27 protein-coding genes and 3 tRNA genes are annotated in these 25,042 nt (G+C 72.4%); 14 read left to right on the forward strand and 16 right to left on the reverse strand.

What is annotated here, in order from left to right; genetic code table 11:
- Positions 1-27: 27 nt before the first annotated feature.
- Positions 28-618 carry a TetR/AcrR family transcriptional regulator gene (locus tag ACYVOM_RS38060; RefSeq protein WP_460308478.1) on the reverse strand — a complete coding sequence of 197 codons (591 nt, stop codon included), beginning with the start codon at positions 616-618 and terminating at the stop codon, positions 28-30.
- A gap of 103 nt (positions 619-721) precedes the next feature.
- Here ACYVOM_RS38060 and ACYVOM_RS38065 point away from each other — a divergent pair, with 103 nt between their 5' ends.
- Together ACYVOM_RS38065 and gndA are read left to right on the forward strand one after the other, a co-directional pair.
- On the forward strand, positions 722-1,717 hold the full coding sequence (locus ACYVOM_RS38065; protein WP_460308479.1) for a hypothetical protein: 996 nt from the start codon (positions 722-724) through the stop codon (positions 1,715-1,717).
- 77 nt (positions 1,718-1,794) lie between these two features.
- A complete protein-coding gene (gene gndA / locus ACYVOM_RS38070; RefSeq protein WP_460308480.1) occupies positions 1,795-3,234 on the forward strand; it encodes an NADP-dependent phosphogluconate dehydrogenase in 1,440 nt (479 codons plus the stop codon).
- An 8-nt stretch (positions 3,235-3,242) separates the two neighbouring features.
- Here the strand turns inward: gndA and ACYVOM_RS38075 are convergent, their stop codons facing one another.
- Together ACYVOM_RS38075 and ACYVOM_RS38080 are read right to left on the reverse strand one after the other, a co-directional pair.
- Positions 3,243-4,616, reverse strand: coding sequence for a 4Fe-4S binding protein (locus ACYVOM_RS38075; RefSeq protein WP_460308481.1), 1,374 nt, complete (start codon positions 4,614-4,616; stop codon positions 3,243-3,245).
- A gap of 44 nt (positions 4,617-4,660) precedes the next feature.
- Positions 4,661-5,626, reverse strand: a complete 966-nt coding sequence (locus ACYVOM_RS38080) for an AurF N-oxygenase family protein (protein WP_460308482.1) — start codon at positions 5,624-5,626, stop codon at positions 4,661-4,663.
- Positions 5,627-5,724: 98 nt separating this feature from the next.
- Here ACYVOM_RS38080 and ACYVOM_RS38085 point away from each other — a divergent pair, with 98 nt between their 5' ends.
- The 3 genes from ACYVOM_RS38085 to ACYVOM_RS38095 all read left to right on the forward strand — a co-directional run bounded on the left by ACYVOM_RS38085 (position 5,725) and on the right by ACYVOM_RS38095 (position 8,546).
- Positions 5,725-6,333 carry a TetR/AcrR family transcriptional regulator gene (locus ACYVOM_RS38085; RefSeq protein ID WP_460308483.1) on the forward strand — a complete coding sequence of 203 codons (609 nt, stop codon included), beginning with the start codon at positions 5,725-5,727 and terminating at the stop codon, positions 6,331-6,333.
- Between the two features lie 158 nt (positions 6,334-6,491).
- The gene (locus ACYVOM_RS38090) at positions 6,492-7,784 is read left to right on the forward strand and encodes a phosphoribosyltransferase family protein (protein ID WP_460308484.1); all 1,293 of its coding nucleotides are present in this window, start codon (positions 6,492-6,494) and stop codon (positions 7,782-7,784) included.
- Between the two features lie 9 nt (positions 7,785-7,793).
- Entirely contained in the window at positions 7,794-8,546 is a 753-nt protein-coding gene (locus ACYVOM_RS38095; RefSeq protein ID WP_460308485.1) for a YqjF family protein, read from the forward strand.
- On the opposite strand, the gene ACYVOM_RS38100 is transcribed toward ACYVOM_RS38095, so the two are convergent.
- Entirely contained in the window at positions 8,488-9,117 is a 630-nt protein-coding gene (locus ACYVOM_RS38100; protein WP_460308486.1) for a class I SAM-dependent DNA methyltransferase, read from the reverse strand. The two genes, ACYVOM_RS38095 and ACYVOM_RS38100, sit on opposite strands and share 59 nt — an antisense overlap.
- A gap of 79 nt (positions 9,118-9,196) precedes the next feature.
- Between ACYVOM_RS38100 and ACYVOM_RS38105 the strand changes: the two genes are divergently transcribed.
- The 4 genes from ACYVOM_RS38105 (at position 9,197) to ACYVOM_RS38120 (ending at position 12,224) form a co-directional block, all read left to right on the forward strand.
- A complete protein-coding gene (locus ACYVOM_RS38105; RefSeq protein ID WP_460308487.1) occupies positions 9,197-10,168 on the forward strand; it encodes a TIGR03557 family F420-dependent LLM class oxidoreductase in 972 nt (323 codons plus the stop codon).
- Positions 10,169-10,329: 161 nt separating this feature from the next.
- The gene (locus tag ACYVOM_RS38110; RefSeq protein ID WP_460308488.1) at positions 10,330-10,779 is read left to right on the forward strand and encodes a MarR family winged helix-turn-helix transcriptional regulator; all 450 of its coding nucleotides are present in this window, start codon (positions 10,330-10,332) and stop codon (positions 10,777-10,779) included.
- A 62-nt stretch (positions 10,780-10,841) separates the two neighbouring features.
- Positions 10,842-11,453 (forward strand): TetR/AcrR family transcriptional regulator, encoded by a 612-nt coding sequence (locus ACYVOM_RS38115; protein ID WP_460308489.1) that lies wholly within the window; start codon positions 10,842-10,844, stop codon positions 11,451-11,453.
- A gap of 51 nt (positions 11,454-11,504) precedes the next feature.
- Positions 11,505-12,224 carry a trimeric intracellular cation channel family protein gene (locus tag ACYVOM_RS38120; RefSeq protein WP_460308490.1) on the forward strand — a complete coding sequence of 240 codons (720 nt, stop codon included), beginning with the start codon at positions 11,505-11,507 and terminating at the stop codon, positions 12,222-12,224.
- Position 12,225: 1 nt separating this feature from the next.
- Here the strand turns inward: ACYVOM_RS38120 and ACYVOM_RS38125 are convergent, their stop codons facing one another.
- Positions 12,226-13,470, reverse strand: coding sequence for an MFS transporter (locus ACYVOM_RS38125; RefSeq protein WP_460308491.1), 1,245 nt, complete (start codon positions 13,468-13,470; stop codon positions 12,226-12,228).
- 72 nt (positions 13,471-13,542) lie between these two features.
- On the opposite strand from ACYVOM_RS38125, the gene ACYVOM_RS38130 reads away from it, so the two are divergent.
- Complete coding sequence (locus ACYVOM_RS38130; RefSeq protein WP_460308492.1) at positions 13,543-14,496, forward strand: GlxA family transcriptional regulator; 954 nt, start codon at positions 13,543-13,545, stop codon at positions 14,494-14,496.
- Between the two features lie 27 nt (positions 14,497-14,523).
- On the opposite strand, the gene ACYVOM_RS38135 is transcribed toward ACYVOM_RS38130, so the two are convergent.
- The 5 genes from ACYVOM_RS38135 to ACYVOM_RS38155 form a co-directional block, all read right to left on the reverse strand.
- The gene (locus tag ACYVOM_RS38135) at positions 14,524-15,132 is read right to left on the reverse strand and encodes a TetR family transcriptional regulator (RefSeq protein ID WP_460308493.1); all 609 of its coding nucleotides are present in this window, start codon (positions 15,130-15,132) and stop codon (positions 14,524-14,526) included.
- Between the two features lie 48 nt (positions 15,133-15,180).
- Positions 15,181-15,969 (reverse strand): universal stress protein, encoded by a 789-nt coding sequence (locus ACYVOM_RS38140; protein ID WP_460308494.1) that lies wholly within the window; start codon positions 15,967-15,969, stop codon positions 15,181-15,183.
- A 256-nt stretch (positions 15,970-16,225) separates the two neighbouring features.
- A tRNA-Val gene (locus ACYVOM_RS38145) sits at positions 16,226-16,300 on the reverse strand.
- 12 nt (positions 16,301-16,312) lie between these two features.
- Positions 16,313-16,383 (reverse strand) — tRNA-Cys (locus ACYVOM_RS38150).
- A gap of 27 nt (positions 16,384-16,410) precedes the next feature.
- A tRNA-Gly gene (locus ACYVOM_RS38155) sits at positions 16,411-16,482 on the reverse strand.
- 170 nt (positions 16,483-16,652) lie between these two features.
- Here ACYVOM_RS38155 and ACYVOM_RS38160 point away from each other — a divergent pair.
- The 3 genes from ACYVOM_RS38160 to sthA all read left to right on the forward strand — a co-directional run bounded on the left by ACYVOM_RS38160 (position 16,653) and on the right by sthA (position 19,921).
- The gene (locus ACYVOM_RS38160) at positions 16,653-17,627 is read left to right on the forward strand and encodes a chorismate-binding protein (protein WP_460308495.1); all 975 of its coding nucleotides are present in this window, start codon (positions 16,653-16,655) and stop codon (positions 17,625-17,627) included.
- Positions 17,611-18,420, forward strand: coding sequence for an aminotransferase class IV (locus ACYVOM_RS38165; RefSeq protein WP_460308496.1), 810 nt, complete (start codon positions 17,611-17,613; stop codon positions 18,418-18,420). The genes ACYVOM_RS38160 and ACYVOM_RS38165 overlap by 17 nt, the downstream gene beginning before the upstream one ends.
- A gap of 85 nt (positions 18,421-18,505) precedes the next feature.
- Positions 18,506-19,921, forward strand: a complete 1,416-nt coding sequence (gene sthA / locus ACYVOM_RS38170; protein ID WP_460308497.1) for a Si-specific NAD(P)(+) transhydrogenase — start codon at positions 18,506-18,508, stop codon at positions 19,919-19,921.
- 84 nt (positions 19,922-20,005) lie between these two features.
- Here the strand turns inward: sthA and ACYVOM_RS38175 are convergent, their stop codons facing one another.
- Entirely contained in the window at positions 20,006-20,425 is a 420-nt protein-coding gene (locus ACYVOM_RS38175) for an SsgA family sporulation/cell division regulator (protein WP_123667917.1), read from the reverse strand.
- 346 nt (positions 20,426-20,771) lie between these two features.
- Between ACYVOM_RS38175 and ACYVOM_RS38180 the strand changes: the two genes are divergently transcribed.
- A complete protein-coding gene (locus tag ACYVOM_RS38180; RefSeq protein ID WP_460308498.1) occupies positions 20,772-21,131 on the forward strand; it encodes a PGPGW domain-containing protein in 360 nt (119 codons plus the stop codon).
- Between the two features lie 74 nt (positions 21,132-21,205).
- On the opposite strand, the gene ACYVOM_RS38185 is transcribed toward ACYVOM_RS38180, so the two are convergent.
- Genes ACYVOM_RS38185 through ACYVOM_RS38205 form a run of 5 tightly spaced genes read right to left on the reverse strand, consistent with a single transcriptional unit; the run spans position 21,206 to position 25,041 of the window.
- Positions 21,206-22,450, reverse strand: coding sequence for a cytochrome P450 (locus ACYVOM_RS38185; protein ID WP_460308499.1), 1,245 nt, complete (start codon positions 22,448-22,450; stop codon positions 21,206-21,208).
- Between the two features lie 15 nt (positions 22,451-22,465).
- On the reverse strand, positions 22,466-23,710 hold the full coding sequence (locus ACYVOM_RS38190) for a cytochrome P450 (protein WP_460308500.1): 1,245 nt from the start codon (positions 23,708-23,710) through the stop codon (positions 22,466-22,468).
- Positions 23,707-24,321: a GTP-binding protein gene (locus ACYVOM_RS38195; protein WP_460308501.1), complete on the reverse strand. Its 615-nt coding sequence runs from the start codon at positions 24,319-24,321 to the stop codon at positions 23,707-23,709. The genes ACYVOM_RS38190 and ACYVOM_RS38195 overlap by 4 nt, the downstream gene beginning before the upstream one ends.
- Entirely contained in the window at positions 24,302-24,646 is a 345-nt protein-coding gene (locus tag ACYVOM_RS38200) for a DUF742 domain-containing protein (RefSeq protein WP_460308502.1), read from the reverse strand. The genes ACYVOM_RS38195 and ACYVOM_RS38200 overlap by 20 nt, the downstream gene beginning before the upstream one ends.
- Positions 24,643-25,041, reverse strand: a complete 399-nt coding sequence (locus tag ACYVOM_RS38205) for a roadblock/LC7 domain-containing protein (protein WP_460308503.1) — start codon at positions 25,039-25,041, stop codon at positions 24,643-24,645. Before ACYVOM_RS38205 ends, ACYVOM_RS38200 begins: the two co-directional genes overlap by 4 nt.
- Position 25,042: the final 1 nt, after the last annotated feature.

Genomic DNA, 25,042 nt, shown 5'->3' on the forward strand with positions numbered 1-25,042 from the left:
CAGGTGATCGTGCCCGAGTGATCGTGCTCAGGTGATCGTGCGCAGTCCCGCGACGCCCCTGGCGAGTTCGTCGCCCGGGAAGTCGGCGAAGAACGCGTTCTGGAGGATGTAGCCCGGCATGAGGGCGAACAGCGCCTTGCCGACGGCCTGGGGGTCGGCGTCCGGGGCGAGGCGGCCCTCGTCGCGCAGCCGGAGCGCGATCTTGACCCACCGCTCGCGCAGGCCGCCGAACAGGAGGCGGATCGTGGGCCCGACCTCGGTGTCGTAGGTGGCCAGCGCCCACGCCTGCGGGACCAGGCCGAGGACTTCGAGCTCGGCGATCTCGCGCACGGCGTTCGCGAACCGTCGGAAGATCTCCTCGACGGGGGGCAGTTCGGGCAGGGCGAGCAGCGTGTCCATGCGTTCGTTGAGGAGTTCCCGCTTGTGCAGCACGATCGCCTTGACGATCTCGTCCTTGCCCGGGAAGTAGCGGTACACCGCGCCCGCGGACAGTCCGGACTCCCGGAAGATGTCCTGCATCGAGGTGCCGCCGAAGCCCTCGCGGGCGAAGCACCGGGTGGCCGCGTCGAGGATCTGGCGCCGCCGCGCCTCAAGGTGCTCGTCACTCACTTTGGGCATGCCCACAAAATAAAACGGACATTCGCTTTTGACAACTCGGCGCACGCCGTGCTGCACTGGATAAAAGAAAACGGATGTTCGCTTTGTAGAGATGGAGCCCCCCATGTCGCAGTCACGGCTGCCGATCGTGTTCGGCGTCGCACTCGCCTTCGTCCAAGCGCTTCTGATCGTCGCGTTCTCCTGGGCGCCCACGCAGTCCGCGCCGCGCGACCTCCCCGTCGGCATCGCCGGCCCTCCCCCTGCCGTCGCCCAGCTCACCCAGACCCTGGAGAAGGCAGAGCCCGGCGCCTTCAAGGTCACCTCCTACGCCGACGAGGCGGCCGCCACCGCCGCGATCGAGGACCGCGAGGTCTACGGCGCGATCGTCCTCGGCGGGCAGACGCCGCACCTGCTCGTCGCCTCGGCCGCCTCCCCGACCGTCTCGGCGCTGCTCACCGAGGCCGCGAAGCAGATGTCGGCGGCCCCGGCCGCCGCGCCCGCCGCACAGGTCACCGACGTCGTCGCCATCAGCGCCGACGACCCGCGCGGGGCGGGCTTCGCCACGATGATCCTGCCGCTGGTCATGTCCGGGATCGCCGGGGCCGCGCTGGTGTCCTTCCTGCTCACCACCACCGCCGCCCGGCTCACCGCGCTCGGCGTCTTCGCCGTCACCGCGGGCCTGCTCAGCACGCTGGTGTCGGTGACCTGGCTCGGCCTGCTCCCGTCCTCGGCCTACTGGCCGATCGCCGCGGTCGGCGCGCTGGTCACCTTCACCGTCCCCGCGGCGATCGGCGGCCTCGCCGTCCTCATCGGCCGGGCCGGGTTCGGGCTGGGCGTCGCCGCGACCTTCCTCGTCGGCAACCCGTTCTCCGCCGCCGCGAGCGCCCCCGAACTGCTCCCGCAGCCGTGGGGCACGATCGGCCAGTACCTGCCGCCCGGCGCCGCGGCCACGCTGATGCGCTCGGTCGGCTACTTCGACGGCGCGGGCGCGATCCGTCCGCTGCTCGTCCTCGCCGCGTTCGCGCTCGCCGGCCTCGCGCTGCTCGTGCTCGGCGGACGCCGCGGGCCCGCCGCCCCCGAGCGTCCCGTCACCGACGACGCCCTCGTCGCCGCGGCCTGATCCCCCGCCCCGCCGGTAGCCCCGGGCCCGGCGGGGTAGGGCACGTTCATCGGCATCTTTTCCAGGGGGGCGGGCAGATGGGCGGCACGGCGCAGATCGGGATCAGCGGACTCGCGGTGATGGGGCGGAACCTCGCGCGGAACTTCGCGCGGCAGGGCTACACCGTGGCGGTGCACAACCGGACGGAGAGCCGCACCAAGGCCCTGGTCGAGGAGTTCGGATCGGAGGGGGCGTTCGTCGCGGCGCGCACCCCGCAGGACCTCGTCGCCGCGCTGGAGCGCCCCCGCCGCGTCATGATCATGGTGAAGGCGGGTCCGCCCACGGACGCGGTCATCGAGGAGTTCGCGCCGCTCCTGGAACCCGGCGACATGATCATCGACGGCGGCAACGCGCACTTCCTCGACACCCGCCGCCGCGAGAAGGCCCTGCGCGACAAAGGCATCCACTTCGTCGGAACCGGAGTCTCCGGCGGCGAGGAAGGCGCCCTGAACGGCCCTTCGATCATGCCGGGCGGCTCCGCCGAATCGTACGCGTCGCTCGGCCCCATGCTGGAGAAGATCTCCGCCAAGGCCGGCGACGGCTCCCCGTGCGTCACCCACATCGGCACGGACGGCGCGGGCCACTTCGTGAAGATGGTGCACAACGGCATCGAATACGCCGACATGCAGTTGATCGGTGAGGCCTACCAGCTCCTGCGCGACGTCGCAGGCCGCTCCCCCGCCGAGATCGCCGAGGTCTTCCGCTCCTGGAACACCGGCCGCCTCGACTCCTACCTCATCGAGATCACCGCCGAGGTCCTCGCGCACACCGACGCCGCCACCGGCGAGCCCTTCGTGGACGTCGTCCTGGACCAGGCCGAGCAGAAGGGCACCGGCCGCTGGACCGTGCAGACCGCCCTCGACCTCGGCGCGCCGGTCTCCGGCATCGCCGAGGCCGTCTTCGCCCGCTCCCTGTCCGGCCACGCCGACCTGCGCGCCGCCGCCACCGGCCTGGCCGGCCCGAAGCCGTCCCCACTCCCGCAGGCCGAGGCCGACGCCTTCGCCGCCAAGGTCGAACAGGCCCTCTACGCCTCCAAGATCGTCTCCTACACGCAGGGCTTCCACGAGATGTCGGCAGGCGCCACCGAATACGACTGGACCCTCGACCTGGGCGCCATCTCCGCGATCTGGCGCGCGGGCTGCATCATCCGCGCCGCCTTCCTGGACCGCATCCGCGCCGCCTACGACGCGAACCCCGGTCTCCCCCTCCTCCTCGCCGACCCGGGCTTCGCCGACGAACTCGCCGGGGCCCAGGACGACTGGCGCGATGTGGCGGCCACGGCGGCTCACCAGGGCGTCCCGACCCCCGGCTTCTCCGCCGCCCTGGCCTACTACGACGCCCTCCGCTCCCCCCGCCTCCCCGCCGCCCTCACCCAGGCCCAGCGCGACTACTTCGGCGCCCACACCTACCACCGCACCGACAAACCCGGCGCCTTCCACACCCTCTGGTCCGACGACCGCTCCGAGGTGGACGCCTGACGCGCGCGTCAGGGGAGGGTGAGGGCCGGAACCCGGGTGGCGAGGTCGGCGGTCAGGGTGCGGACGGTTTCTCGGGCGCAAGATTTGTTGGTGCCTATGAAGCCGTTGGGGCCTCGTTTGATCCAGCCCGTCACGTAGGTGCGGTCCAGGTCGTGGACTCGGCCCTGGGTGTGGGGGACGGTGCCCGTCGTCCGGTCGAAGGGGAGGTCGGGGACGGGGCGGGCGTGGTAGCCGATGGAGGAGAGGACCAGGCCCGCCTCCAGGAGGTCGTCGCCGATCAGGACCCCTTCGGGGGTGATGGCCGTGGGGGCGCTGTGGTAACGCAGGGTGACGCGGGCACCGGGGGAAGGGGGTGCGAGGCCGGAGAGGAGGGCAAGCTTGCGCGCGGCGGACGGGGTCAGGTCGCCCGGGTCCGTCAGGTCGCCCTCCACCGAGACGTTGACGGCGGCGGCCAGGCCGAGGAGTTCGCCGGAGGTGAAGGCCGAGTCTGCGGGGCCGCGGCGGGCCAGGACGACGACCTCTTCGACGCGGCTTTCGCGCAGGGCGGCCAACGCGGCGGGGGCGATGGAGGTGCCGGCCAGGTCCTCCGGGTCGAGGGTGAGGACGCGGGCCACGTCCAGGGCGACGTTGCCGTTGCCGATGATGACGGCGCGGGGGTGGGAGAGGTCGAAGGTGTGCGACCTGTGGTCGGGGTGGCCGTTGTACCAGCCGACGAACTCCGTCGCGGTGGCCACGGAGGAGGAGCCCGGAAGGTCGAGGCGGCGGTCGGCGGCCGCGCCCACGGCGTAGACGACGGCGTCGTGCGAGGCGAGGAGGTCGGCGTGCGTCAGGTCGAGGCCGATCTCGACGCCCAGGTGGAGGCGGAAGCCCTCCTGGCGGGCGATGACGTCGAAGGTGGAGGTGACGCGGCGGGTGTCGGTGTGGTCGGGCGCGACGCCGAAGCGGGCCAGGCCGTACGGCTCGGAGAGGCGCTCGTACACGTCGACGGACGCGCCGGGGATCGTGAGGATCTCGTCGGCGGCGTACATCGCGGCGGGCCCGGAGCCGACGATCGCGACGCGCGGCGGGGCCGCCTCGCCGATCGACAGGGGCGTGGGCACGCGGGCGAGGACGGTGCCCCGGTCGCGGCCGCCCTTGTAGAAGTCGGCGTTGATCTCCAGGAAGGGGAGCTGGTCGGCGCCCAGCGCGCTGTGCGGGCGGATCGCGCCGACGGGGCAGGCCGTCATGCACGCACCGCAGTCGACGCAGGCCGCCGGGTCGATGTAGAGCATCTCGGCGGTCGCGAAGTCGGGCTCGTCGGGGGTGGGGTGGATGCAGTTGACCGGGCAGGCGTAGACGCAGTTGGCATCGTTGCAGCAGGACCGGGTGACGACGTGCGGCATGGGGGTGGCGTCTTCCCTGGGGCGGCGGGTCGGGCGGCGAAGGCTCAGGCGGCGGTGCGGGCCGGGCGGTGCGGCTCGCCGCGGAAGCGGGAGGCGGGCCCGTCGATCCCGCACCTGCGCCAGACGGCGCGCGACACCGGGTTCATGAGGCCGAGCTGGTCGGCGAGCATCCGGACGTCGTAGAAGCAGTCGCGCAGCATCTGCCGGGACTTCGGCGCCTCCCAGAACGCCTCCTTCAGCACCTCGCGCGGGATCTGGAACTCCTTGCCGAACTCCGGCGGCGGCACCACGATCGCGCCGCCGAGCCAGCGCATGACCAGCGGGTAGATGATCGATGTGACGAACCGGGCGATCCGCCCCTGCTTGCCGATGTGCTCGCGCAGGAAGCGGTGCGCGAAGGAGATGTGCCGCGCCTCCTCGGCGATGTGGATCTCCATGGTCCGCAGCATCGCGGGAGGCACGTCCTTGCCTTCGCGGATGAGGCTCTTCTGGATGTGGTCGATGGGCTCCTCACCGGCGAGGATGCCGATGAAGAACAGCGCGGGCCAGCGCGCGAACAGCGACCAGACCGCCATGGTCTTGCGGTAGTCCTTGCGCATGCCGGGCACATCGGCGCCGGTGCGGTTGACGAACTCCTGGAACATCTGGATGTGGTTGCACTCCTCGGTCATCTCGTGGAGGCAGTACCGGAATTCCGGGGAGTTGTTGGGCAGCCGCATGGCGTACTGCATCATGCCGCGGATCAGCACGCTCTCGAAGCTGAGGCCGACCTTCTGGACGTTGGCCATGCGCCAGCGGCCGATCGCGATCTTCTCGTCCAGGGGAAGGGCCTGGTACCAGGGGTGCGCGCCAAGCGGGTCATGGTGCTCCGACAGGACCCAGCGGGGGTCCTCCGGGTCCATCCGCATCTCGGGGGCGTCCCAGTCGATGTCGAGGTACGGGTCGAACCGGCGGTGCACCGACCCTTCCGAAAGGGTCTGGAGCATGTCCCGATAGTCCTGCTCGATCATCACTGCCTCCGCAGTCCGTTTACACTTACTGCGGTGACTGTAAACGGGTACGGCTGGACGGTCAAGGGCCTCCCCCGGGAGGCCCTAAAGTGATGTGCGTGACAGAGCGCCCATCACGCCGCACTCCCGGAGAGTTCCGCACGCTGATCCTGGACGCGGCCGGCGAATGCCTCGTCGAGGGCGGCTTCGCCTCCGGACGGCTGCTGTCGGCGATCGCCCGCAAGGCCGGCGTCTCCCGGCCGACGCTCTACAAGTACGGCGGCACGGTCGACGACATCAAAGAGGCGCTCGTCGAACGGGAGCTGGCGAAGTTCATCGGGCACATCTCCCCCGCCTTCGACGAGATCGCCTGGACGCCGGAGTACCTGACCGACCTCCTCGTCCTCGTCATCGACTACGCCCGCCACCACCCGCTGCTCACCGCGGCCCTGCGCGACGTCCCCGAACTCGTCCTCCCGGTCTTCACCCTGCACGCCGGCGTCCAGGTCGACCGGATCGAGGAGTTCGTCACCCCCGTCCTGCGCGCCCACATCGCGGAGGGCCGGATGCCCGACGTGGACATCTCCGTCCTCGTCGACGCGCTCTACCGGGTCGTCATCTCGGCGGTCGTCGTGCAGACCCGGTACGACTTCGACGACCCCGAGGTGCTGCGCGCCTACCTCCGCACGGGGATCTCCTTCCTGACGGGGCTGCCCGCCGCCCGCTGAGCGGCGCAAACCCGCGGTCAACGATCGGCACCGCCCGCGTCACGGTCCCGGCCGAGTGCCAAGGACCGTCCACCATCGGCCTCCGGCCATCGACGCGGCGGGCCGGACGCGCCCACACTGGAGGGAAGAGGTTCCCTCCAGCCGGGAGCGGAGGTGGCATGGTCTTCCGATCCGCCCGCGCGGGCGACCGGGGCTACCGGGACCGGATGGACGCCGGGACGCGCCTCGGCGCGCTGCTCGCCGACTCCGGACTCGCCGCGATGCGGCCCATCGTGCTGGGGCTGCCGCGCGGCGGGGTGCCCGTCGCCGCCGCGGTCGCCGCTGCGCTCGACGCGCCGCTCGACGTGATCGTGGTGCGCAAGCTCGGGCTGCCCGTGCAGCCGGAGGTGGCGCTCGGCGCGGTCGGCGAGGGCGGCGTCAAGGTGCTGAACCAGCACATCATCGGACAGGCGGGCACGGGCCGCGCCGAACTCGCCGAGGTCGAGCGGCGCGAGCGGGCCCTCCTGGAAGAGCGCGCGGCCCGCTACCGCGCGCTGAGACCGCGCATCCCTCTGGAGGGAAGGTGCGCGGTCATCGTCGACGACGGCCTCGCGACGGGCGCCACGGCGCGGGCCGCCTGCGCGGTCGCCCGCGCGCTGGGCGCCGACCGGGTGGTCGTCGCGGTCCCCGTCGCGGCGCGGGACTCGGCCGAGACCGTCGCCGCGGTCGCCGACGCCCTCGTGTGCCCGCTGCTGCCCGACGCGTTCACCGCCGTCGGCGCCTGGTACGGCGACTTCAGCGAGACGACCGACGGGGAGGTCGCCCTCCTGCTCTCCCGCGCGGCCGCCGCGGAGGCCCCCGAGGCCGACGCCGACGTGCTGGTCGGCTGGGAAGAACTGCCCGGCCATCTGACGGTCCCGCCCGGCGCCCGGTCCATCGTCGTCTTCGCCCACGGGAGCGGCAGCGGGGCGGCCAGCCCGCGCAACCGGCAGGTCGCGCGGACCCTCAACGACGCGGGGCTCGGCACCCTCCTGTTCGACCTGCTCCGCGAGTCCGAGGCCGACCGCACCTTCGACATCGCGTTCCTCGCCGCCCGGCTCGAAGGCGCGACCAAGTGGCTGCACGGCAAGGCCCCCGACGTCGCCGTCGGCTACTTCGGCGCGTCCACGGGCGCCGCCGCCGCGCTGCACGCCGCCGCCTCACGCGTCTCGCCGGTGCGGGCCGTCGTCTCGCGCGGCGGCCGGCCCGACCTCGCCGGCGACCGCCTGCCCGACGTCCGCGCGCCCACCCTGCTGATCGTCGGCGGGGCCGACACCGAGGTGCTCGACCTCAACCGGGCCGCGCAGCGCGGGCTGAGCTGCCCGAACCGGCTCGAAGTCGTGCCGGGGGCCACCCACCTGTTCGCCGAGCCGGGGGCGCTGGAAGCCGTCTCCGTCCTCGCCGCCGCCTGGTTCCGCCAGCACCTGCCCTAGGCTCGCGGCATGACGCGGGGTGGATTCGGCGGGCAGACGTGGCGCGACGTGGTCTTCCTGCACTGGCGGGCCGCGGCCGCGGACGTCGCCCCGCACCTGCCCGACGGGACCGTGCCCGACCTCGTGGACGGCACCGCGTGGATCGGGGTCGTCGGACTGCGCATGACGGCGCTGACCCTCGCGGGGGTGCCCTACCGGTCGTTCCTCGAACTGAACGTGCGGCTGTACGGGCGGGACGCCGAGGGGCGTCCGGGCGTCGTCTTCCGGGCGATGGAGGCGAGCGACCCGGTGTTCGCCGCCGCGTCGCGGGCCTCGTTGCGCCTGCCGTACACATGGGCGTCCATGCGCTTCGCCCACGACGGGCGCGTCGTCTCCTACGCCACCCGGCGGCTCCTTCCCGAGGCCGGACGCGCCGGGGTGCGCCTGCGCGTCTCCGTCGGCGAGCCTTTGCCGGAGCCTTTGAGCGCCGAAAGGTCCCTCACCGACAGGCTGTTCCTCTACCAGCGCTGGTACGGCGCTTCCCTACGCCTGCCCGTGGACCACGCCCCCTGGCCGCTGCACTCGGCCCGCCTCCTCGCATGGCACGACGACGGGCTCCTGTCCGCGTCCGGCCTCCCGGCCCTGCCGGGGCCGCCCGACAGCGTCCTGTACTCCCCCGGCGTCACCACCCGCCTGCACGCGCCGGCCGTCCTGCGCGGTCGGGTCAGGGCTTCCGGTACAGCAGGTGCCCGCGCCTTTGGCTCTCGCCCTCGCGCTCGGTGATGAGCCTGGCGGCCTCGACCAGGCCCGTCTCCTCGACGAGCGCCCCCAGGCCGTCGGGCGACCAGCGGAATCCGGGCGTCACCTTGTGGTCGAACGGGAGGTGGGCGGTCGAGGGGTCCTCGTGCGCCTGGAAGGCGAGGACGAGGTGGCCGCCTGGCGCCAGGACCCGGTGCAGTTCGCCGAGCGCGACGGGCATCAGCGCGGGCGGCAGATGGATCAGCGAGTACCAGGCCATGACGCCCGCGAAGGCCGCGCCCGGGTGCGGCAGCGCGGTCACCGAAGCCCGCTCGAACGCGATCTCCGGGTACCCCAGCCGGGCCAGCTCCACCATGCGCGGCGCGAGATCCACGCCCTCGACGTCGAGGCCGAGCCGCCGCAGGTGCGCGGTCCCGTGCCCGGGGCCGCACCCGGCGTCCAGCACCGGCCCCGTGCCGCGCACGAGATCGGCGAACGCCCCGATGAACCCCCGGTCCAGCGGCCGGGTGGCGAGGCTGTCCCGGTAGTGGGCGGCGTAGGTCTCGGCGATGCCGTCGTAGGCCTCGGCCGTGACGGCGAGCTGTGAGTTGTCCACCACGGCGACCCTAGCGCGCTGGGGGATAACCGGGAGGCTTCCCGGGGTAGCGCTCCTTGGAGGGCATCGAGGGGGGCTCATGGAGATCGGTTACAAGCTCATGGCCGAGGCGTTCGGGCCGGGCGAGCTGGTGGAGCAGGCGGTGCGCGCGGAGCGGGCCGGGTTCGACTTCGTGGAGATCAGCGACCACTTCCATCCGTGGGTGGAGGAGCAGGGGCACGCGCCGTTCGCGTGGACGGTGCTGGGCGCCATCGCCGCGCGGACCGAGCGGATCAGGCTGCTCACCGGGGTCACCTGTCCCACCGTCCGGTACCACCCCGCGGTCGTCGCGCAGGCGGCGGCGACGCTCGCGGTGCTGTCGCGTGGCAGGTTCACCCTCGGGGTCGGGTCCGGCGAGCGGCTGAACGAGCACGTCGTCGGGGACGGCTTCCCCGAATCGCCCAAGAAGCGGCAGGACATGCTCCGGGAGGCCGTCGAGATCATCCGGCTGCTCTGGAAAGGCGGCTACCGCTCCTACCGCGGGGAGTACTTCGAGGTGGCACGGGCCAGGATCTTCGACCTGCCGGACGATCCCGTCGACGTCGCGGTGGCCGCCGGGGGCCCGGCGGCGGCCCGACTGGCCGCCGAGATCGGCGACGCGCTGTTCTTCACCGAGCCGGATCCCGCGCTCGTCGGCGCCTACCGCGACGCGGGCGGCAAGGGCCCCCGCTACAGCGAGATGACGGTGGCCTACGCGCGGGGCGAGCAGGAGGCGGTCAAGGCCGCGCACGCGACCACGCGCTGGTCGGTCCTGGGCTGGAAGGTCATGGCGGAGCTGCCCACCCCGGCGAGCTTCGCGGCGGCGTGCGCGACGGTGCGGGAGGAGGACGTCGCCGCGTCCTTCCCCTGTGGACCCGACCCTGACGCGATCGTCGCCGCGGCGCGCGAGCACGTCCAGGCCGGCACCGACCATCTGGCGATCCTCAACTGCGGCCCGGACGCCGATTCCTTCTTCGACTACTACTCCGAGAATCTGGACGGCCGCCTGCGCGCACTTCCGAAGCAGCCCTGAACCACTGCATCCGCCGCCTTTACCAATAATCATTCCGAAGTTATGCATTAGGTGCTTCTCCTGCGCTTGGACATAGCCTCGTAGTCCCTAAGAATTGGGTGGTATAGGTTCGGACCGTGCTCCCCCGGCCAGGCGGAGCGGCTCGCGGACGGGATGGGGCGATGGAACCGGCGGAGAAGATCGAGTACGAGATGATGCTGCTCGGCCGGCACAGCCAGGTACTCGGCCCGCACGGACGGCACGGCGACCGGATGGACCGCAGCGCCTACGTCCTGCTCAGCCGGATCCTCCTGGACGGCCCGATGACGATCCGGCAGCTCAGCGAGGCCTTCGGACTCGACCAGTCCACCCTCAACCGGCAGACCTCCGCGCTCCTGCGGGCCGGGCTCGTCGAGCGGATCGCCGATCCCGACGCCGGGATCGCCCGCCAGTTCAAGATCACCGATGAGGGCGCCCGACGGCTGGAGGAGGAGCGGCTGCTGACGATCGGCGGCGTCGAGAAGATCGTCGTCGACTGGACCGCCGAGGACGCCGACGCGTTCGCCGCCTTCCTGCGCCGCTTCAACACCGACGTGGAGAAGCTCACCGGACGCCCCTGGCCCCGCCCCTGACCTCGGACGATCTTCCCTTTCGCGGCAGATCGTTGACATACCGGCGTCTTAGGGTGGTGCACATGGCCCGAAGCCCGCACGCGCCGCCGCCCGACCGGGTCGTCCAGGTCGCGCTCCGGCTCTTCGCCGGGGTGGGCTACGACGCCACCACCGCGCAGATGATCGCCGACGCGGCGGGCGTCGACGTCGCGGAGGTCAGGGGGCGCGGCGGCAAGGCCGCCCTGTACGAGCAGATCATCGCCGACTTCTTCGCCGCCCAGAACGCCCTGTTCGACGAGATGGCCGACTCCTTCACGAGCGACGCCGACGGCGCCCGCGTGTTCCTCGCACGCGTCCTCGACTTCTACCTCGACAGTCCCGAGGTGATGGCGCTCTGGCTGCACCGCAGGCTCGACGACGCCGCCGACCTCTCCGAGATCGAGCCCCGCTACCGAATGCCGCTCTTCCAGCGGGGCGCGGAGATCGTCGGCCCGGGGTTGCTGAGCGAGCCCGACTACCTCATGCTCGGCAACATCGTCACCTGGAGCCTCTACGGCTTCCTCAACGGCGGCGTCGCCCTCGAGGACGGCACCCACCTCGCTCCCGACGACCCCGAGGCGCGCCGGATCTTCCGCGCCCAGATGCACCGGGTGCAGGATCTGGTCCTCGCCGCGCGGGACGCCCTGCCGCCCTGACCGGCGGCCCTCCGGCGCGCGGCCGGGCGGGCGGTCCCTACGATCTCCCTTGTGGAGATCGCGACCATCACGACAGTGCTCGACCTCGTCGGCGTCTGCATCAACGGGCTGCTGGGCGGGGTGGTCGCGCGCAACCGCGGGTTCGACCTCTTCGGGTTCGCGGTGATCGGCGTGGTGTCCGGGCTCGGCGGCGGGGTCGTCCGCGACGTCCTGCTCATGCAGGGCCCTCCCGTCGCGCTCACCAACCCCCTCTACGTGCCGACGGCCCTCGCGGGAACCGCCGTCGCCTTCCTCCTGGCATTCAGCGAGCAGGACTGGAACCGGTTGTTCCTCGGCCTCGACGCGATCGCCCTCAGCGTGTGGGCGATCGCCGGCGCGCAGAAGACCCTCGCGGCGGACCTCGCCTGGGTCCCGGCGATCCTGCTGGGCACCCTCACCGCCGTCGGCGGCGGGGCGATCCGGGACCTGCTCGTCCAGCGCGTCCCGACGGTCTTCGGCGGGAACGAGCTGTACGCGTCGGTCGCGATCGTAGTGGCCACCTTCTACGTCGCCTGCTCGGCCTTCGGCGCGGTCGTCGCCGGGACCGTCCTCGGCATCGCCGTCGGCACCCTCATGCGGCTCCTCGCGTACCGCAGAGGCTGGGGGCTGCCCAGGGGGATGCCGTACGAGGCGCGGGAGGTCTTCGGCCGGGTGCGCCGCGCGCCGCGGGAGCGCCCGCCGCGCGGCAGGGCGCGGCGGCTGGGCCGCAAGGGCTCCGACGACGGCTCCTAGCTCAGCCCTGCGCGCGCCCCACCGCCCGCAGGCGGCGTGCCGGACGGGTGAGCAGCACCGCCGAGCAGACGGCGAAGGTCGTCGCGGTGGAGACGAGGAGCATCACGCGCGGCTCCAGGACCGCCGTGTAGGACCCGGCGAGCGCCTGCCCGACCGCGACGCCGGCGACCGAGCCCGCCACCTCGTAGGCGGTGATCCGGTTGAGGACCGCGTACGGGACCTGCGTCTGCACGCTCGTCGACCACATCACCGACCAGAACGCCCACGCGCAGCCGCCGACGAAGTGGCCCGCCATGAGCCAGGGCAGATCGGGCTGGAGCGCCAGGGTCAGCGGGATGAGCGTGTAGCCGAAGAGGGCGACGCCGCCCGCGGCCAGGGGCCTCGCGGGGCGCACCCGCATCGCGGCGAGCCCGCCGGCGACGGTGCCGATCCCGAGCGCGGCCATCACCCACCCGTAGGCGGTCGCGCCGAGCCGCTCCCCGACGAGCTGGGCGCCGAGCGGCACGACAGGCCCGAACACCAGCAGCCCGAAGAACACCCAGATGATGATCACCGACCACATCCACGACCGCGCCCGGAACTCGCGCCAGCCCTCGCGGAGGTCCGCCAGGAACGCCGTCGCCCGCCGCGCCGCAGGGGGCAGCCCCCGGAGGAGGGCGAGGAGGAGCCCGCTGACCAGGAACGTCGCCGCGTCGACGGAGTAGGCGACACCCGCGTTCGCCAGCGCGACGAGCATTCCGGCGACGACCGGCCCGGCGACCTGCGCGCCCGCGTCGGCGATCTTCAGCACCGCGTTCGCGCGCTGCGGGTCCGCCGCGACCAGCGGCACCATCCCGTTGACGCCCGGCTGGAACATCGCCGCCGCGACGCCCGACAGCAGCGACGCCGCCAACAGCAGCCCCAGCGACGGCGTGCCGGTGAGGAAGGCGACCGCGACCGCCCCCTGCGCGACGACCCGGACGGCGTCCGCGCCGACCATCATCACGCGGGCGCCCGTCTTGTCGGCGAGCACCCCGCCGACCAAGAGGAACAGGACGAACGGCGCGGTCCACACCGCCATGACGTAGCCGACCCCGGAGACCCCGTAGAGCCTCCCGACGGCCAGGGCCGTGGCGACCGGCATCATCGCGTCGCCGAACAGGGAGACGACCCGGGCGCCGAAGTAGAGGGTGAAGTTCCGGGTCCAGAGTCCCTGGCGCGCGACCGCCGTGCGCGCTGCCGTCGTGGTCAGGGTGAGGCTCTCCATGACAGGACATCTTGGACGCGTCCCGGGGACCGCACAGGTGTCCGGAAAGACGTGATCCGGTACTTTCCTGCCATGCGGCATCGTGTGGTGGCCCTGGTCGGCCCAGGGCAGGAGCTGTACCCGGTGACCTGCGCGTCCGCGGTGTTCGGCAACCACGGCCCGGACATCCCGCGTCGGTACTCCTTCCGGCTGTGCGCCGAACGGCCCGGGCCCATCCCGACGACCCTCGGATCCGCCCTGCACGTCACCGACGGCCTGGAGGCCCTCGCCGAGGCCGACACGGTCCTGCTCGCCGACTGGCGGAGCCATCCCTCACCCAGACTGCTCGCGGCCGTCGGCGCGGCCCACGCGCGCGGCGCCCGGCTCATCACGGTCTGGGCCGGCGTGTTCGTCCCCGCCGCGCTCGGCCTCCTCGACGGGAAGCGGGCCGCCGTCCACTGGGAGCTGGCCGCGGAACTCGCCCGCCGGTTCCCCCGCGTGCGCCCGGACGCCTCCGTCCTCTACACCGACCACGGCGACGTGGTGACGGCCGGCGCGTCGGCGACCGTCGTCGACCTGTGCCTGCACCTCGTGCGGGCCGACCACGGGGCCGCCCTCGCACTGCGGATCGGCCGCCACATCGCCGCGGCCCCGCACCGCGAGGGCCGCCAGCGCCAGTACCCGAGGCTCCCCACGGAAGGGGCCGCCGCCGACCCCCTCGCGCCCCTCCTGGACTGGATCACCGAGCACCTCGCCCGGCCCCTGACCGTCGCGGAGATGGCCGATCACGCCGGACTGTCCGAGCGCACCCTCAGCCGCCGGTTCACCGAGCGCCTCGGCGTCTCCCCCGGCCGCTGGCTCCTGGAGCGCCGCATCGCGCACGCCCGCGCCCTCCTGGAAGAGACCGACCTGCCCATCGAGGCGGTCGCCCTGCGCACCGGCCTGGCCTCGGCGACGAACCTGCGGCGCCGCTTCCGCGCGGCCGTCGGCACCACCCCGTCGGCCTACCGGCACGCGCACCGGGGCCTGCCCGCACCGTCCGCGTAGCGCCGCGGCCCTGCCGTGGACCGCGGGTCAGCCGACGCGGCGGCGCGGGATCGACAGGGCGGTGAAGGCCTCATCGAGCAGGGCGAGGAGATCGCGGTCCGTCGGATCCTCCATCCAGGTCTCCAACGCGGCGTGCAGGCACGCGAGGGCCGCGGCGGCGCGGACGGAATGGCGCATCTGCGGCACCCGCGCCCGTGAGCGCCCGGCGAGCGCCTCGGCGAGCAGCGGCCGCCAGGCGTGCTGGCGCTCCAGTTGACGGGCGCGCAGCGACGGCGTGTCTCGCAGCAGCCGGGTCAGCGCGACGGTCCGCTCCGGGTCACTGGTGTAGGGCTCCATGACGGCGCCGAGGGCGTGGCGCAGCGCAGTCCAGTCGTCCTCGCCGGCGGGCCGGGCGCGCAGCGCCTCGGCGGCGGCCCTGCCCTGGGAGTCGAGGGCGTCGAGGACCGCGTCCTCCTTGCTCTCGAAGTAGCGCAGGAACGTGCTGCGCGAGACCCCCGCGGCCTCGGCCACCTCGGTGATGGTGACGTTGTCGAAGCCGTCGCGGGCGAAGAGGTCGAAGGCGACCTGGGCGAGCTCCGCCCTCACCGCGGCGCGGGCGATGTCCCTGGTGCTGGTGGTCCGTACGGCTCCGTTCACCGGGTCAATGCTACGGGGTCGGCCACATCCGGCCTCAGGGGGCGGACGTCAGTGCGTGACGACCGCGACCGGGCAGTCCGCGTGGTGCAGGACCGCGCCGCTCACCGAACCCAGGTAGGGCCACAGATCCGTACGGCGGCCCGGACCGATGACGATCAGGTCCGCCGACCTCGACTCCTCAAGGAGCGCGCTCTGCGGCTCCTCGAAGTGCAGCACCGGCACCGCCCGGACCAGTGGGTATCTGTCCCGCCACGGCTCCAGCAGGCCCTCCAGCGCCTCCAGCGGGTCGGCCGGCTCGTCGTCGCGCGGCGGCCTGGCCCGCACCACCCGCAGCACCGCCCCGGCGCGGTCGGCCGCCTCGAACCCGTAGGCGAGCTCCGCCGCGTCCCCCGGCCTGCCCGGAGCGAGCCCCACCGTCACGGCGCCCCGCCTGCCCTTGTCATGCCCCCGCACCAGGACGACGGCCCCCGCGGTGTGCCCGGCCACGCCGAGACTCGTCGTGCCGAGCAGCAGGAACTCCGACACCCTCCCCGCACCCCGGTGCCCGAGGACGAGCACCGCACCGCGATCCGCCGCGGCCCGCAGCGCCGGGATCGCCGGACCGTCGAGCAGCTCGGTCTCCACCTTCAGGCCCCGCCCCGCGACCATCGCGGCGGCGGCCCGCAGCACGAGATCGGTCTCCCGGCCCTGCGCGTCGCGGCCCGGCCGCTCCGGGGTCGGCCACGGCCCCCACGGATCCCAGGCGCGCAGCACCCTGAGCGAACTCCCCCTGCGGGCCGCCTCCAGAGCCGCCCAGCGCACGGCGTTCGCCGCCACCGCCGACCCATCCGTGCCCACGAGCACCGCACCGTCTCGACTGTCCCCCATACCGAGCCCATGCCCATCCGCCGAGAGGCGGACACCCGGGCCCGCCCAGCGGGGGCGGACCGGGGTCCGGCGAGTCTTGGGGCACGCAGCGGGGGCGGGCGGGGCTCCGGGGCGGGGCTCGGTTCGGGGTGGGGGCGGGCCGTTCGTCAGGGCTCGGGGGAAAGGGAGAAAGGGAACTCGGGAGAAAAGAAGAAGACCCCGGCGGGATGCGCCGGGGCCTTCTGTGTGGTGGACGATACTGGGATTGAACCAGTGACCTCTTCCGTGTCAGGGAAGCGCTCTCCCGCTGAGCTAATCGTCCGGGGGAAATGCGAGGTGGAGACGGGATTTGAACCCGTGTACACGGCTTTGCAGGCCGTTGCCTCGCCTCTCGGCCACTCCACCGTGATCGACCCTTCAAGGATCTCTCCGAGCGGAAGACGGGATTCGAACCCGCGACCCTCACCTTGGCAAGGTGATGCTCTACCACTGAGCCACTTCCGCGTGTCTGCCTCGGCCCTTCCGGTTGTCCCGGCCGGTCCCTGGCGACGTGGAAAACTCTAGCCAACTCTCGGCCCTAGTGCCAAACCGGAACCGCGAAGCGCATCGTGAGCTGCGTCCGGGGCCTGCCGAACCGGGTGCGAGTGGTGGGTTCCGGGCGTGAAACTAGGGGTATGGATGCGTTCGCCCACGTGGGGGGTCTTCTGGCCACGGATCTGGCCGAGGTCTCCTGCGACCCGGCCGTGCTCGACGGGCGCGGCTGGTGGGCCGTGGCCGTCACCTACGAGGGCAAGGTGACGTGCGCCAGGTTCGACCGCGTCCGGCCCGCCCCGCACCCGGACGGCCCGTGGCGCTCCCCCGGACCGTGGCGCAGCTCCCTCGACCGGCCGGCCTACGAGCAGGGCGTCCGGGAGATCCGAGCGGCGATCGCCGACGGGATCGTCTACCAGGCGAACCTCTGCCGGGTGCTGTCCGCGCCGGTCGAGGACGGGATCACGGGGCTCGGCCGCCGCCTCGCCGACGCGCATCCCGCCCCGTACTCGATGACGCTCAAGCTGCCCGGCCTTGAGATCGCCTGCGCGAGTCCGGAGCTGTATCTGGCCCGTGACGGCGACACCGTCACCTCCGGGCCGATCAAGGGCACCGGGCGGACGGAGGCCGACCTCCTGCCGAAGGACCGCGCCGAGAACGTCATGATCGTCGATCTGGTCCGCAACGACCTCGGCAGGATCGCGCTGCCCGGCACCGTCGAGGTCCCGGCGCTGTGCGCGGTGGAGCACCATCCTGGCCTGGTCCACCTGGTCTCGACGGTCCGCGCCAGGACATCCGCCGGCTGGTCGGAGATCCTCGCCGCGACTTTCCCCCCGGGCTCGGTCACCGGCGCCCCGAAGGCGTCGGCGCTGGAGCTGATCGAAAGGCTGGAGCCCGTGGCCCGCGGCCCGTACTGCGGCGCCATCGGATGGGTGGACGCCGACCGGCGCAAGGCCGCGCTCGCCGTGGGGATCCGGACGTTCTGGATCGAGGACGGCCTGCTCTGCTACGGCGCGGGGGCGGGGATCACGTGGGGGTCGGATCCCACGAGAGAATGGCGGGAGACGGAATTGAAGGCCGAGCGCCTACTGGAGGTGGCTAATGCTGGTCTGGACTGACGGCGTCCTGGGTCGCGACACCATCAGCGTGGTCGATCACGGGATCACCGTGGGCGACGGCGTGTTCGAGACGATCAAGCTGGTCCGGGGCGTCCCGTTCGCTTTGACGCGCCACCTTCGGCGGCTCGCCTTCTCCGCCCGGGGCCTGGGCCTGCCGGAGCCCGACGAGGGCTTCGTGCGCAAGGGCATCGAGGAGCTCCTCGCCGAGGCCGACCCGTGGGAGCTGGGCCGCATCCGGATCACCTACACGGGCGGCCCGGGCCCGCTCGGCTCGTCCCGGGGCGAGGACGGCCCGACGACGATCGTGATCGTGAGCGAGCAGAAGCCGTTCGCACCGACGTCGCGGGTGGCGACGGTCCCGTGGCCGCGCAACGAGCGGGGGCCGCTGGCGGGTCTGAAGACCACCTCCTACGCCGACAACGTCGTCGCGCTGGCGAAGGCGGCCGAGGCGGGCGGCGACGAGGCGATCTTCGGCAACCTCGCGGGAAACCTCTGCGAGGGCACGGGCTCGAATATCTTCGTCGTCGCCGACGGAAGGCTGATCACGCCGACGCTGGCGAGCGGCTGCCTCGCGGGGGTCACGCGCGCGCTGGTCCTGGAGTGGACCGACGCCGAAGAGGCCGACGTGCCTTTCGAGGCGCTCGGCTCGGTCGAGGAGGCGTTCCTCACCTCGACGACCCGGGACGTCCAGCCGATCACCTGGATCGACGGCCGGGAGCTCCCCGTGGGCGAGCGCACCCGCGCGGCCGCGGAGGAGTTCGCGATCCGGTCGGCCGAAAAGGTCGATCCCTGATCCGTAAAGGGACATTCTCCGGAGCCTCGCTGCTTGTTACACGAAAGGCCTTATTCCGACGGCCGTCCCGGTTCAGACTGATGCCGTGTACGACTTCGATCTCCTCGTGCTCGGATCCGGACCGGGCGGCCAGAAGGCCGCCATCGCCGCCGCCAAGCTCGGCAAGAAGGCAGCCGTCGTCGAGAAAAGGCACATGCTCGGCGGCGTTTGCATCAATACCGGGACCATTCCCTCTAAAACCCTCCGCGAGGCCGTCCTTTACCTGACCGGCCTCAGCCAGCGCGAACTCTACGGGCAGAGCTACCGGGTCAAGGACGAGATCACCGTCACCGACCTCGGCATGCGCACCCAGCACGTCATCGGCCGCGAGATCCAGGTGATCCGCAGCCAGCTCGGCCGCAACCACGTCCACATGTTCGAGGGCACCGGGCGCTTCCTCGACGCCCACACCATCGGCGTGTCCGGCGGCACCGAGGAGAAGGAGGAGAAGAAGGTCACCGCCGAGAAGATCGTCATCGCGACCGGCACCTCGCCCGCCCGCCCGTCCAGCGTCGAGTTCGACGACCGCACCGTCATCGACTCCGACGCCATCCTCCACCTCGACCGCGTCCCCGAGACCCTCGTCGTCGTCGGCGCGGGAGTCATCGGCATCGAGTACGCCTCCATGTTCGCCGCGCTCGGCACCAAGGTCACCGTCGTCGAGCGGCGCGAGCGGATGCTGGAGTTCTGCGACCTGGAGATCGTCGAGGCGCTCAAGTACCACCTGCGCGACCTCGCCGTCACCTTCCGCTTCGGCGAGAGCGTCGCGGCCGTCGAGCGCCGTCCGCGCGGCGCCATCACCGTCCTGGAGAGCGGCAAGAAGATCCCCGCCGACTGCGTCATGTACTCGGCCGGGCGCCAGGGCAAGACCGCCGAGCTGTGCCTGGAGGCCGCGGGGCTGAGCGCCGACGGGCGCGGCCGGATCGAGGTCGACGAGCACTACCGCACCGAGGTCCCGCACATCTACGCGGTCGGCGACGTGATCGGCTTCCCCGCCCTCGCGGCCACCTCGATGGAGCAGGGCCGCCTGGCCGCCCAGCACGCCTGCGGCGAGCCCGTCGCCGACATGCACGAACTCCAGCCGATCGGCATCTACACCGTCCCGGAGATCAGCTTCGTCGGCAAGAGCGAGGACGAGCTGACCCGCGAGCGCGTCCCGTTCGAGGTCGGCATCTCCCGGTACCGCGAGCTGGCGCGCGGCCAGATCATCGGTGACTCCTACGGCATGCTGAAGCTGCTGGTCTCCCCCGAGACCCGCAAGCTCCTCGGCGTCCACGTCTTCGGCACGGGCGCGACGGAACTCGTGCACATCGGCCAGACGGTGATGGGCTGCGGCGGCACCGTCGACTACCTCGTGAACACCGTGTTCAACTATCCGACGCTCGCCGAGTCCTACAAGGTCGCGGCGCTGGACGCCATGAACAAGATGCGCGCGATCGAGCGGCTCACCGCGGAACTGTGAGACGCGCCGGACCATGCGCGGAGCCCCGCGCAAGCCGGGTGTGGTGACGGCCGGCGCGGGGCTCCGCGGTCTGCGCGAGGGGTGTCAGGACGACCAGAGCAGGTGTTCGAGCTCGGCGTCCATGTCGACGAACTCCGACTCCCGGCCTGCCGCGACGATGTCGTACGTCTTGTGCAGGAAGTCCGCCATCGGGGTCAGCGGGACGTCGAAGAGCGCGTTGCCGAAGGGCGACGACAGGGCGAGGTGCAGGGTCCTGTCGTTCTCCGGACCGGCGGGCCACACCTGGACGTCGCCGTCGCCCGCGCGCCGCTCGATGCCGATCGTCAGCAGTTCGCGTGCGAAGATCCATTCGACGGGATCGTCGTTGCCCACGTGGAACGACATCCTGATCGCGTACGGGTCGTCGGCGGCGTACTCCAAGGTCGCCAGTAGTGGCACTGTGGAGCGATCGGGCACGACAAGCCGAAGGCCCAACTCCGCGGAGACGGTGGTGCTGCCGTTCATCGCCATTCCTTCGCGTCGGGCCCGGTGCTCGAGCATGAGTTGAGGACTGCGCCTCAATGACGGGTGTCCCCCTGATCTATGACGCGTAACTGCGAGAACACGTCAGAACATTCCCAGCACCAGGCCACGAGAGGCCCTGACAGTCGGTGACCGAAACCGCGCTGACCTGCGGGAACGCCTGCGGGCACGGGTCCGGAGGTCTGACTCCCCGGTAAGGTTTGCACCCGGCCCCGGGGCGGTTCAGCCGCCGCGGGACAGACTTTTCACGTAGGGTGAAACCGTGGCGATTGACCAGGAAAATGATCTCGGGGAGCGCCCGAGCCGCCTTGCGCGCTTCCAAGCGGTGATGCGCTCGAATCCCCTGCTCTACACGACCTGGCGCGTCGGCGTCTTCACGGTCGGCATCGCGGTCCTCATCGCGGGGCTGCTCATGATGGTCCTTCCGGGACCGGGCATCCTCGCCATCGTCGTCGGCTTCGCGATCCTCGCGACCGAGTTCGTCTGGGCCCAGCGCGCCCTCACCAAGGCCAAGGCCGCCGCGGAACGCGCCAAGGAGAAGGCCCTCGACCCCAAGGCCCGCAAACGCAACCTCATCCTGGCGGTGATCGGCGGCCTTCTCGTGGCCGCCCTCGTCGTGGCCTACCTCTACGTCATCGGCCTCCAGTACCCCTGGAACGCCGACTGGAGCCGCGTCAACACCACCTGATCCGCAGCCGCAGCACGTCGAAGAGGCCGTTCCCGCGAAGGGGAACGGCCTCTCGTTCTTTCGGAGCCCGGGTGTCAGGGGGCCAGGGTGACGGGCAGGGCCGCGACGGAGTTGGTGAACACCGACGGCACCGGCACCAGTTCGGCCTCCGCCGCGGCGGGCCGGGCGCCGGGCCACCGGGTGAAGAACTCGCGCAGCGCGATCGCGGTCTCCAGGTGGGCCAGCCGGGAGCCGGGGCAGACGTGCGGGCCGCCGCCGAAGCTGAGCAGCCCCGCGTCGCGCGGCCGCGACAGGTCGAAGGCCTCAGCGTCCTCGTAGCGCGCGGGGTCGCGGCCCGCGGCCAGGTAGGCGGCCAGGATCCCTTCGCCCGGCTCCAGGGTGACGCCCGCGATCGTGATCTGCTCGGTCGGGTACCTGGCCATGAAGTTGGTGATCGGCGGGTCCCACCGCAGGGTCTCCTCGACCGCGTTCTCGAACGTGCGTGACCCGTCGAGCACCTGCGCGAGCTGCTCGGGATGGCCCGTCAGCGCGCGGACCGCGTTGAGGATGAGACCGCGGGCGGTCTCGTGGCCCGCGGTCAGCAGCACCCACAGCGTTCCCGCGACCTCCTCCCCGTCGAGCCTTCCGGCCTTCTGCGCCTCCAGGAGCGCGCTGGTCATGTCGTCGCCGGGGTGCGCGGCCCTGAAGGTGATGATGTCGGTGAGCAGCGCGGGGATCTCCTGGTAGATCCGCTCGGCCTCCTCCGCGCCCATGGTGCTGGAGAAGATCGCCGAGACCAGCCGGCGCAGGCGCGGGAAGTGCTCGTCGCCGACCCCGGTGATCGCCGCGATGATCTCCAGCGGGAGCCGCTCGGCGTACAGGGCCAGGTCGGCCACCCCGCCCTCGGCGGTCGCCTCCAGCTCGCCCAGCAGCCGCTGGGCCGTCTCGGTGATCCGGGGCACCAGCGCGTTCACGGGCCGGCCCGACAGGACGGGGCCGAGGGGGCGGCGGAGCCTGGCGTGCTCGGCCCCGTCCGCGGTCACGAGGTTGTTGACCACCAGCATCCCGTGGATCGGCGAGTCAGGACCGATCATGCCCTGCCGGTAGGCGGTCCACCGCCGGTAGTCCTTGCTGATGCGCTCGTCGCGCAGCAGGTCCGTCAGCTCGGCGTGGGTGGTGACGGCCCAGGCGGGCACGGGCTCGCGGCCGGGCGCGCCCGGCAGCAGCACCGGGACCACGGGGCCCGCCTCGCGCAGCAGGCGGGCCTGGCCGTGGTGGTCGCGGCCCTGCGGGTCGAGTGCGGTGGCGGGCGGGTGCCCGGTGAGGCCGGAGGACGACATGGGAGGCCTTTCGTTTCACGCGGAGGGAGGGGTCCGGCCGCTGAGCGGCCGGGAGAAGGCGACGGGCAGCGCCGCCGGGCAGCGGGCCCACGGGGACGGGACCCTGGTGATCTCGTCGGCCGGGACGGTGAGGGAGAGGTCGGTGAGCAGGTGCAGGATCGTGGCGAGGGCGGCGCGGGTGATGATCCGGGCGAGGTCCCGCCCCGGGCACGCGTGCGGGCCCGCCGACCAGGCAAGGTGCGCCCGGCTGCCCGGAAGGATCCGGTCAGGGCGGATCGCCGGGTCGTGGTTGGCCGCGGCGAGGCCGAGGACGAGCGCGTCGCCCTTGGCGACGGGCCTGCCCCCGAGCGTGGTGTCGCACAGGGCGTAGCGCGCGGGGAAGTTCGTCATGGGCGGGTCCCGCCACAGCACCTCGTCCAGCGCGTCGTCGATCCCGAGCCTGCCGACCCGGACGTTCGCGGCGAAGCGCGGGTCGGTGAGCATGAGCCGCAGCGCCTGCCCGATCCAGCTCATCGTGGTGTGGTACCCGGCGCTCACCATCACCACGATCGACTGGAGGACCTCGGCCTCGGAGCGCAGGTCTGGGTGGTTCACGAAAGCCGTCGTGAGGTCGTCGGCGGGCTCACGCCGGCGCGCCTCCACGGCCTGCCCGAGGAGGCGCTCGAAGACTGCGTTGCCCTCCTGGGCGTCCTCGGCGGACCCGAACAGCTGGTTCATCGCGACGAGGAGCCGACGGCCCTGCGCCACGTCGAGGCCGAACAGGTCGGCCAGCGCCAGCATCGGCACGACCGCGGCGTACTCCGCGATCAGATCTGCCTCGCCCCGGTCACCGAACCCGCGGACGAGGTCGGCGGAGATGGCCTCGCACCTGCGGCGGAGCCGGCGCTTGTCGACGCCCTCGATCCCCGCGTCGAGCGGGGCCCGCAGCCGCCGGTGGTGCGCGCCGTCGTAGCCGATGACGTTGTCGCGGAAGAACATCATCGGCCCGAGCGGCGAGTCCTTCGGGACCGTTCCGTCGGCGAACAGGCCCCAGGTGCGGGCGTCGCGGCAGAACCGGTCCGCGCTGCGGGTGAGCTCCAGGACCTCGGCGTAGCCCATGACGAGCCACGCACCGATCCCCGGTTCCAGTTCGACCCACTTCAGCGGGCCCTCCTCCCGCCAGACGGCGAGCACCTCGGCCGGATCGTCGGCCTGCGTGGTCGTCGCCGACAGGGGCGGCGCGATCGCGCCGGTCACGGGACAGCGGACGGAAGTGGTCACCAGGGGGCCTTCGCTGAGGAGGGCTGCCGACGGGTCTGCAGCGCGTGTTCGGTGAGCGCGACGAGCACGCCGAGGCAGCTCGCCCGCTCGGGGGCGCGGCAGCGCAGCACCGGGGTTCCCGGCGTCAGGTCGAGCGCCTCGCGCAGTTCCGCGGCGGTGTGCGCGGGGGTGTCGGGGAAGACGTTCAGCACGACCGCGAAAGGCACCCGCACCTTGGTCTCCAGGAGATCGAGCGCGTCGAAGCCGCCCGCGAGGCGGCGGCTGTCGACCAGGACGAGCGCCGCGGCCGCGCCCTGCCCGAGCGTCGGCCACGTGTCCCAGAACCTGGGCTGGCCGGGCGCGCCGAACAGGTAGAGCGCGACCGAGCGGGAGACGGTGATGCGCCCGAAGTCCATCGCCACGGTCGTCGTCGTCTTGCCCGGCAGCAGCGACAGGTCGTCGACGCCCGCGCTCGCGGCCGTCATCGTCTCCTCGGTCCGCAGCGGCGCGATCTCGCTGACCGATCCGATGAAGGTCGTCTTGCCGACGCCGAAGTCGCCGAGGACGAGGATCTTCGCCGCGCGGACCACCGAGTCGGGCACGTAGCGCACCTCAGAGGGCGCGAAGCCCATGGAGCACCTCCTCAAGCAGGTCGAGGTCCGGGTCGCCGTCGGTCCGCGGGCGAACCTGGAGGTGGCCGGTGTCGATGAGGTCGCTGGCCACCACTTTCACGACGCTCACCGGCAGCCCCAGGTACGCGGCGGCCTCCGCGACCGAAAGCTGCCCGGCGCACAGCCGAAGCAGCGCCCGCTCCGTCCGGGTCGCCGTCGCCTGGAGGCTCTTGCCCGGGACGGTGAGGAGCAGGCTGTCCTCGGCCAGGATGTTGCGGGAGGGCTCGATCCGCCCGCGCGCCCTGACGTAGTGGGGGACCGGCTGGTCGGACGGCTCACGCGTCATGTGGCCGGGGCTCCCTGGTCGGCGCGCGGCGCGGTCTGCATCCCCTCCCGCATCCGTGCGGCGTCGCTGACCATCTGGTAGGCGACCTGGGAGGCGTCGACCTTCGCCTCGGCGACCACGGCCAGCAGCGTGCCCTCCCCGGCCGCGCGCACGAACAGGAAGCCCCCGTCGAACTGGACCACGCACTGCTCGACCCGCCTGCCGCCCATGCCGTGCTCGGTGGCCATGCCGACGCCGAGCGCGTGCATGCCGGAGCAGGCGGCGGCGAGCCGGTCCGCGGAATCCCTGGCCAGCCCCGGGGACGCCTCCTTGATCAGTCCGTCGGTCGTCACGATCGCCGTGTGCCGCACGCCCGGCAACGCCCGCAGATCGCCCAGCATCCATCCGTCGCTCATC

The sequence above is a fragment of the Actinocorallia aurea genome (assembly GCF_054783995.1).